General features: G+C 30.3%; 5 protein-coding genes. All 5 read right to left on the bottom strand.

Features of this window, described 5'->3' with window-relative positions:
- Positions 1 to 150 precede the first annotated feature (150 nt).
- Complete coding sequence (locus ABYI63_RS16645) at positions 151 to 4,326, bottom strand: two-component regulator propeller domain-containing protein (protein WP_372757992.1); 4,176 nt, start codon at positions 4,324 to 4,326, stop codon at positions 151 to 153.
- Between the two features lie 4 nt (positions 4,327 to 4,330).
- On the bottom strand, positions 4,331 to 6,757 hold the full coding sequence (locus ABYI63_RS16640) for a DUF5060 domain-containing protein (RefSeq protein WP_372757990.1): 2,427 nt from the start codon (positions 6,755 to 6,757) through the stop codon (positions 4,331 to 4,333).
- 288 nt (positions 6,758 to 7,045) lie between these two features.
- On the bottom strand, positions 7,046 to 7,699 hold the full coding sequence (gene fsa / locus ABYI63_RS16635) for a fructose-6-phosphate aldolase (protein ID WP_372757988.1): 654 nt from the start codon (positions 7,697 to 7,699) through the stop codon (positions 7,046 to 7,048).
- Positions 7,700 to 7,708: 9 nt separating this feature from the next.
- Entirely contained in the window at positions 7,709 to 9,736 is a 2,028-nt protein-coding gene (locus tag ABYI63_RS16630; protein ID WP_372757986.1) for a transketolase family protein, read from the bottom strand.
- A gap of 37 nt (positions 9,737 to 9,773) precedes the next feature.
- Positions 9,774 to 9,974 (bottom strand): MFS transporter (locus ABYI63_RS16625; protein WP_372757984.1); only part of this gene is annotated, 201 nt, incomplete at its 5' end.

Genomic DNA, 9,974 nt, shown 5'->3' with positions numbered 1-9,974 from the left:
CTTTGATTTTGGTGGAAATACGATGATGCTTTGTAAGAAATTAGTGGATTGTAATAAATACTTTGTTTTAAATAGTATTTTTAGATATGGCAAAAAAAAAAATCGAGAAATACTATCTCGATTTTTTTTATTGAAGCTTATATTGAATTATTAATTTTGAACTATTACATCGGTTGGTAATATGTCAAAATGTTCTTTAAAGCATTTTGTAAAATAAGAAGGCGAAGAAAATCCAACGCTATAACAAACATCACTAATATTTGTATTGCCTTGCTCAATCATTAACTTTGCTTTTTGTAATCTTATTTTACGTAAAAACCCATTTGCTGTATAGCCAGTTAGCGTTTTTATTTTTCTATAAAACTGACTTCTGCTTAAATGAAGTTGCGATGCTAAAACCTCAACACTTAATTCTGGATCACTTAAATTATCATTAATATAATTTAATACTTTTTGAATAAAGTCTTTATCTAACGATGTTGTGGTTTGGTTGTTAGAATTATCGGAAATTGCACTAAAATATTTATTAAACAGCAATTCTCTATTTTTTATTAACTGATTTAATCTTGATTTTAAAATTCTAAGGCTAAAAGGTTTACTCATATAAGCATCTGCACCCGATTCAATTCCTTCTACCCAATCATCGGTCATTGTTTTTGTGGTTAGCATTAAAATAGGAATATGACTAATTCTAATATCATTTTTAATTTTTACACAAAGTTCAAAACCATCCATTTCAGGCATAATTACATCTGTAATTATTATATCTGGGCTAGCTTTTTGCGCAAGCTCTAATCCTTTTTTACCATTATTTGCGGTTAAAATTTTATAACTACTACCTAATTCTTTTTTTAAGTAATTTAACAACTCTGTATTATCTTCAACAATTAAAAGAGTTTGTAATTCAGCAGTATCTTTAGACTCTACAGAACCTGTTGATTCTTCTATTGCAGGTGGAATAAATTTTTCTTTCTGAATATTTTTTAATGACGAGTTAGGAATTACAATTTCTTTTTCATTAAAATGTTCTTTTCCAGTTGGTAATATTACTCTAAATATTGTTCCTTCGCCTAAAGTACTATCAACCTCAATTTTACCTCTATGTAACTCAACAAAACTTCTAACAACTTCCAACCCAATTCCGGTTCCTCCATAATACGATCCGTTTAAGCTATCAACTTGATAAAATCTTTCAAATATTTTACTTAATTGATCTTTTTCTAGACCTGGTCCGGTATCTTTAATACTTATTTCAAATACTTTTACAGGATTATTTTCATCAATTAAAGGTAATATCTCTAGTTTATTTTTTTTAGAAATACATACTGTAATTGAACCATTATCAGGAGTAACTTTAAATGCATTTGATAATATGTTAAAAATAATTTTCTCTAACATACCTGTATCTGCCCAAACATTTAGTTTAGATACATTTGCTTCAAAATTTAAAAATATATTTTTACTTGAAATTTCATCCTGAAAAAAGGCAACAATATCTTTTGCAAAATCTATTAATTCAATTTTAGTAGCTTTTATTCTAGCTTTATTTAATTCAAGTTTTCTAAAATCCATTAACTCATTTATTAACCTTGAAAGTCTATCTGCATTTTTATAAATTATTTGATGTTTTTGCTTAAAAACTGCAGGCAAATTAGAATCTTTAGCTTGAATAATATCCTCTAAAGGATTCATAATTAATGTTAAAGGTGTTCTAAACTCGTGTGAAATATTGGTGAAAAATTGTAATTTTTTTTCATTTAATTCTTCTTCTTGTATTCTCTTTTCTCTTTCATTTTTAATTAATTGTTTTTCATTCATTCTATTATGAATAAAATTATTTACAAAATAAATTACTCCAACAAATAACATTAAATAAATAATATAAGCCCAATTTGTTTTCCACCAAGGAGGTAAAATTGTTATTTTTAACTCTAAAGGAACTTCATTCCAAACACCATCATTATTTGCAGCTTTTACTTTAAAAATATAATTTCCTTGCGGTAAATTTGTATAGGTTGCACTTCTATTATTTCCAACATAATTCCAGTCTTTTTCAAACCCTTCAAGGTAATATGCGTACTGATTTTTTTCTGGTCGTGTATAATTTACCCCAACATATTCAATTGTAAAAACAGATTGATTATGTTTTAAGCTTATTCCTTTTGTTTCGGAAATTACCTTTTTTAATGGAGAATCTTTTTGGTTTGGCTTTACTTGCTTATTAAAAATTTTAAAATCTGTTAAATATAAAGATGGTTTACTTTTATTAATTTGAATTTTAGTAGGATTAAAAAAATCGACACCATTATAATTACCAAAATAAACAGTTCCATTATCATCTCTAAAAACAGCATTAAAATTAAAATCGTTAGACAATAAACCATCATCTGACGTAAAATTTGTAATGGTATTTGATTTTGTTTCTAACCTTGTTAATCCAGAATTACCGCTAATCCAAATATTTCCATCTAAACTTTCTATAATGCTAGATACGTTTTCTTCAAGTAAGCCATTTGTTTTATTAAACCAATTAATTGATTTTGTTTTTTGGTTATAGCTATATAAACCAGTACCTCTGGTACCAATCCAAATTAAACCATTTGAGCTTTCAAAAAGCGATAAAATATGGTTTGAATTAGTTGCCTCTTGATGAGCCTTAAACATTTTCTCGTTCAGGGACTCTACAGCATAGCTATCTTTATTTTTTTTACTAATTTTAAATAAGCCTGTAGTGGTACCAATCCAAACTTGATCTTTTGAATCTACCAAAACTTTTCTAACCGCACTTGTTGGCAAATTAAACTCTTCAAAAGCTTCTGAATCATATTTTGAAAATTTGTTTAATTTTGGGTCGTACGAATGAATTCCTCCATAAAAACTACCAATCCAAATGGTTCCTTTTGTGTCTTCTGCAAAACTTAATATAGAGTTTGATGATAAATTGTTATTGGTATTTTCAACGTTATAGTTAATAAATTTATTAGCACCTTTTTTTAATAAAAACAAACCATTTCTCCAGCTACCAACCCATACATTTTGCTTACTGTCTATAAAAATTGTTTGAATATCGTTTATTGTTAACCCCGAAATAAATGAATTGCTTTTTGCATTAACTTTAATAAATTTATTTGTTTTTGGATCAAAAATATCTATTCCTCCACCATCCATACTTATCCATAATTTACCGGTATTATCTTTTACAATTCCGGTAACGGATCCTATTTCTAATGAATTTAAATTAGTAGATAAACTTTCTATATTTTCAAATTTATCATATAATTTATCATATACAGCTGTTCCGCTACTATAAAATCCTGCCCAAACTCGTTTATTTTTATCTAAAAATAAAGACCATATTGAGTTAGATTGAATGCTGTTTTTATCGGTTTTATCATGTAGGTATACATTAATTTTTTCGCCTTTTGCATTTAACTGAAATAATCCATCGTTTTCAGTTCCAAAAAGAAATGTATTAGTTGCCAACTGAAGCATAGATAAAATACGGTTCTTTGAAATTGGAATATGTTTTAAAGAAACCAGTTGCTGTAATTTATTTATTTCAATTTTAAAAAGACCATTGGTTAATGTACCTATCCAAAAATTATTTTCTTCGTCAATCATTAATGATTGTACTCCTTCATTAAAATTAAAATTACCATTTACAGATTTAAAAGTTGCTGGTTTCAAAAAACCTTTTTTACTATCATACTCCTTTAAACCAATACTTGTACCAACATAAATTTTACCATTATCAGATTTTTGAAGACTATTTATATTAAATATTTCAGCTCTTTTATGTTTATCTAAAAAAGGAATTTTTTGATGTTTTTTTCCATCAGAAGACAGTTTAAACAGTCCTTTTTCATAAGTTCCAACAATAATGTTTCCTTCAGCATCTTCAATTATACTACCTACCGACACATTAGCATCATCAATATCTTGTGGAGCACAAAATTCTACTTTTTTAAATTGATCAAGATCTCTATTATAAAGGTTTAAACCGCTTTCTGTTCCTACCCACAATCTGTTTTTAGAATCAACGTAAGAACAAAAAACAATACTATTACTTATTGAAGTTGAATCGTTTAATTTATGTGAATAAGAAGTATATTCTATACCATCAAATCTATACAAGCCCGTACCATTAGTACCCATCCAAATAAAACCATAGTTATCTTGAATAATTGTTGATACGGCAGTTTTAGAAATTCCTTTTTTAATGCTTACAAAATTTAACTGATTGGTTGAATCTTGCGCCCAAATTGCCACATTAAATAACCAGAAACAACTAATTAAGTAACCTATATTTTTAAAACTTTTACCCATATAATTAATCTTGTGGAACAAAATTACTGTTTTTTGACATAATCCATTTATCGAATCTAAATCCATCTTCACGCATTGAAAAAGAAATAATGTATGTTCCAGGTTTTTCAATATTTAAATATACCGTTTGAGGCGTTCCACAATGGTTTTCTTCAACACGTTGTGCGGAAGACCAAGTCCATTTATTTTTACCCTCGCACCATTGTATACGCGCACCGCTTTCTGGCCATTGCTCATCTATTCCAACATGCAATCCATTATCTTCAGATCCGGTTGAAAATGCTTTTCCCCATATATAATATTTTCCTGGATTTTTTATTTTTACTTTATAAGAAACAATGCCTCCAACACCTGCAATTGGGAAAAAATTTTCACCAATAATTAATTGATCATCATGAGTAACTCTTGTATCTGGCAATGCTTGTAAATAGGCTTTTCTACTTGCAGAATTTATATAATTTTCTACTGTTTCTGTTTCAGATTTTAAAATCCAGTTACGCAGTGTACCATTGTTAGAGTTGTAATGATATGCTTCTGCTTCAACCTCTAAAAATCCATTTTCTTCAATTAAAGGATCAATATTTTTTAGTTGCTCTTTTATAGAAATTATTTCAGATTTAGCTTGAGTTATTTCTTCTGAAGTCTTTATTTTAGTGGTTAATAAAGCAACCCAATCTCCATTTTTTTCTGGTGGAAACCCTATTGAAACCTTACTTCCACCTTTTACTTTTTTTACAGATCCGTTTAACAATTTACCACCTAATTTAGGATTGTACCATTGAACGTTATAAACCAATTTGGTGTCAGTTAAATTAATATTAGTCTCAACAACTTCGGGTACATACACAACATAAACTTCTCCATTTTTGGCAAAAACATAATCGTTTGAATTTTCAGTTAAATCATCTGCCGATTTCATTTCTGTAAATGGAATGTATGTTTGAAAAAAGTCTAAAGCGTATTTAGTTTGCTCCCATAAATTATTTCTTGAGCGCCAATCTTCACAACTTAAATCGTTATGCGCATATTTATAACCAAAATACCATTCAACACCAGCTCCTCCGGTCATTAAGTTAGCCCAAAGTACTTTGTTTCTAATTTCATTATGCTCTGGATCATCAACGTCTGGTTTGGCTCCTGTATCTGCTGGTCCAATTTCATCTTGACAAACTACCCAATTTTTACCAGATTTTTGAGCATCTAGAATCCAACGTTTTGTAATTTCTTGAATTTCATTTAGTTCATGAGTTTGTAATGATGGTCCATCTAAATATTCAAATCCTAATAATGGTTCTAAATACAAATCTTGCTCTTTTTTTATTGAATGCGTATGAAGCGCTACAAAATTTTGATACGGATCATTTAATTTTAAATACGTAGCCATTGCTTTTCTATCCTCATCATTTTGACCTTTTGGAGACCAATGTACTGGACCATTTTCTTCTCCCAAGTTCCAAGTAATTGCTAAATGATGTGAAAAACGAGCAATTAACTCTCTATAATACAGTTTTCTTTGCACTCCGGTTTCACCAATATCTAACAATAATTCATTTTCCGTTTCTTGAGTTACTATATGCAGCATTAACCCTAAACGATCCATATAATCGAATACAATTTCCCACTGATCTAGTTTACTACAATCAAATCTGTAGCGTTCATTTATATCAATCCAAGGCCACACATCTTTACCATCACCTTGAACATTCATTGTTAAAAAATAAACAGAGTTCATTCCTTTTGAAGCTAAGTAATTTAATGCTCCAATTATATTTTTCCCTTTACCATTTTGCCAAGTTGGATTGCTTGGTTTCCAGTCTTTTGCGTGTGGTTCGTATTTATGACTTTCTGGCGTTTGATCAAACTCATAATAACCTAAAAAGTTTTCCGGACTATCAGCGCCACCTTTTAAAAAATATTCTTTAGTTTCTTCAAACTGAAGATATCTTTCTCCAACATATTTTAAACGTCCTTTTGCTCTAAAATCGTCCCCTATTTTATCTGATTTTTCAATAAAAAATTCACCTTTTATACCATTAAATGATACTGCTTCACCTGCATTTACATCACTATTTACAGCAATTGCATCTCCTTTTCTAAAAGAAACTTGGTAAGTCCAATTTCCTATTTCATTTGGTGTAAACCTAACTTTCCAAATAGCTCCTTGTTTTGCACTTGTTTCTGCAGCATTTCCATCCGCAGCATAAAAACCAGGAACCACATAAGTTTTAGTTCCATTTTTAAACGTAACATTTAATCGGTAATTTAAAAACGGATTTTCAGCATCATTTTCAGATAACTGATTTCCCTTAAAACTAAGTGTTATTTTATGCCACTTTTTTAGTTCTCCATCAATTAAAACATTTGTTTGTTGTGCATAAACAGAAGCTATAGTTATAAATAATGTTAGTCCAAAAATTAAGTTATTTTTCATGAAATTTATATTAGTTATTTTTCATTTAAGTTGCTAAATATTCATTGATTTTGACTGATATTTTTCTAAAATGAATATCGTTTGTACTTACATCAAAAATAAATTATGAAACCAGCACAGTGTATAATAGATGAAGCATTGTATATAACAGATGTGCTGTTTTAGAATAAAAACAATTCTATATCATTAAGATACACTCTATTTATAAAACAAACAATTCCTTAAAACGAAATTACGCTTTAAGGAATTGATGCTTAAATTTATTGAAATATGCTACATTTTTACCCTTTAATTTCCTTTTTGATAATCTGCTAAAAACTGTGCTAAACCACTATCTGTTAATGGGTGTTTTAACAATCCTGTAATTGAACTTAAAGGACCTGTCATTACATCTGAACCAATTTTTGCACAGTCAATAACGTGCATTGTATGACGAATTGAAGCGGCTAATATTTGTGTTTCAAAGCCGTAGTTATCATAAATTTGTCTGATTTCAGAAATTAAATGCAATCCATCGGTTGAAATATCATCCAATCTTCCTAAAAATGGAGACACATACGTTGCTCCAGCTTTTGCTGCTAATAAAGCCTGCCCAGCTGAAAATACCAATGTTACATTGGTTCTAATGCCTTTATCAGAAAAATATTTACAAGCCTTTACGCCATCTGCAATCATTGGTAATTTTACCACAATTTGAGGATGTAAAGCAGCTAATTCTTCGCCTTGCTTTACCATACCATCAAAATCGGTGGCAATTACTTCTGCAGAAACATCTCCATCAACAATAGTACATATGTTAACATAATGTTTTAAAATATTTTCAGCTCCAGTAATTCCTTCTTTTGCCATTAACGATGGGTTTGTTGTTACCCCATCTAATATTCCTAAAGCTTGCGCTTCTTTAATTTGCTCTAAATTTGCTGTATCTATAAAAAATTTCATTATTCTATTTTAATATTTTAATAATTCTGTATCTTGGTTAAAAACATTCTCTCCTGTAAATCCAAATTTTTCATCTAAAACGTTGGCTGGTGCAGAGTATCCAAAATGGTCTAAACCAAACACTTTTCCATTGTTTCCAACCAAACCTTGTAAATTTACTGGTAAACCTGCTGTTAAACCAAATGCTGGTTTGATTGTAGGAATAACACTTTCTTGGTATGTTTTTGATTGCAATCTGAAAATTCCTTCTGAAGGAACAGACACCACTTTTGCTTGTATGTTTCCTCTTTCTGCTAATAATTTAGCTCCCTCAATTAAGGTTGCTACTTCCGATCCGTTTGCGACTAAAACAACATCTGGGTTTTCAACTTCTAAAATAGTGTAACCACCTTTTTCTGCTTCTAAAGCTTCTTTATATCTTGAAGAAACTGCGGGTAAATCTTTAATTCCTTGACGAGATAAAATTAACCCTGTTGGAGTTTTATCATTTTCCATTGCCATTTTCCAAGCTACATTGGTTTCTGCAGAATCAGCAGGACGTAGTGCTGTAAAACAAGGATTTCCACTATGGTTTTTTAACTTTTCTAACAAACGAATTTGCGCTTCTTGTTCTATTGGCTGATGTGTTGGACCATCTTCTCCTACTCTAAAGGCATCGTGTGTCCAAACATATTTTACTGGCAACTCTTGAATAGCACTCATTCTTATAGCTGGTTTCATATAATCTGAAAACACAAAAAATGTTGCAACTACAGGAATTACACCTCCGTGTAATGCTATACCATTTGCAATGGCTGCCATTGTTAATTCTGCAACTCCGGCTTGTAAAAAAGCCCCTGAAAAATCATTTTTGTTAATAGAATGTGTGTACTTTAAAAATCCGTCAGTTTTGTCACTATTAGATAAATCAGCTGAAGAAACAATCATATTCTCCACATTTTGAGCCAAATACCCCAACACGTTTGCAGAAGCTGCTCTGGTTGCCAATCCTGGTTTATTAACAACCGATTCGAAATTTAATTCTGGTAATTTTCCTACGAAAAAGCTATCTAACTTTTCAGATAATTTAGGATTTTCACTTCTCCATTTATTAATTTCTTCTTTTTTTGAAGCTGCCGCTGCTGTTTTAATTTTTAAAAGATTTGCATAAAATATTGCTACATCTTCATACTTAGCAAAAGGATCATTTACATCTGCTCCTAAATTTTTTAACGTTTCATTAAAATCTGCTCCTGTATGCCCAATTGGTTGTCCGTGTAACTCACAATGTCCTTCCCAGTTTGCTCCTGTTTCAGTAACACAACCTTTACCCATAATTGTTTTACCAATAATTAAGGTTGGTTTTTCTTGCTCACTATTAGCATCTTTTAATGCCTTTCTAATTTCATCGTGATTGTGGCCATCAATGGTAACTACTTTCCAACCCCAAGCTTCATATTTTTTTGCTGTATCTTCAGAAGTTACTTCATTTGTCATTGTTGATAATTGCACATCATTAGCATCGTAGAACATTATAAAATTATTCAATCCTAAATGTCCTGCAATTCTACCGGCTCCTTGCGAAATTTCTTCTTGAACACCTCCGTCTGAGATAAATCCATATATTTTATGATTCATCCAATCCCCAAAACGTGCTGCCAAAAATTTAGCTGCAATTGCTGCTCCAACACCCATTGTATGCCCCTGACCTAATGGTCCAGAAGTATTTTCAACACCTCTTAAAACATCAACCTCTGGATGACCTGGAGTAACAGAACCCCACTGTCTGAAGTTTTTAATATCTTCTTTTTTATAATTGCCCAATAAATAATATTGTGCATATAATAATGTTGATAAATGACCAGCATCCATAAAGAAACGATCTCTAAATGGCCAAGTCATATCAGTTGGATCAAAATTTAAAAATTCTGAATAAAGTATATGCATAAAGTCAGCACCACCCATTGGCCCTCCCGGATGTCCAGAGTTTGCCTGCTCAACCATTGAAATAGCTAAAGCTCTTATATTATCTGCTGCTCTTAAATTAATGTTACTCATTTTTTATTTATTAAATATTTTATAAGGGTTGAAAAATTTATTTCTTCCAAATATTTTCCATTTCCTCTAATGTTTTTCCTTTTGTTTCTGGTACAAATTTCCACACCAGAATAGTTGCTAGTATTCCCATTACTCCGTAAATCCAATATGCAAAACCATGGTTAAATGTTTCTACTAAGTATGTATTTTTATCCATCATAGGGAAAGTCCAAGATACAAGATAATTAGATATCCACTG

The sequence above is a fragment of the Mariniflexile sp. genome (genome assembly GCF_041583155.1).
Lineage (GTDB): Bacteria > Bacteroidota > Bacteroidia > Flavobacteriales > Flavobacteriaceae > Mariniflexile.
Note: the sequence above shows the minus strand (reverse complement) of the source record. Positions and strands in the feature narration are given on the sequence as shown.

What these genes read in the sequence shown, in the direction of transcription:
- fsa (WP_372757988.1), bottom strand. Translation starts at nt 7,699, where the DNA reads ATGAAATTTTTTATAGATACAGCAAATTTAGAGCAAATTAAAGAAGCG.
- ABYI63_RS16645 (WP_372757992.1), bottom strand. Translation starts at nt 4,326, where the DNA reads ATGGGTAAAAGTTTTAAAAATATAGGTTACTTAATTAGTTGTTTCTGG.
- ABYI63_RS16630 (WP_372757986.1), bottom strand. Translation starts at nt 9,736, where the DNA reads ATGAGTAACATTAATTTAAGAGCAGCAGATAATATAAGAGCTTTAGCT.
- ABYI63_RS16640 (WP_372757990.1), bottom strand. Translation starts at nt 6,757, where the DNA reads ATGAAAAATAACTTAATTTTTGGACTAACATTATTTATAACTATAGCT.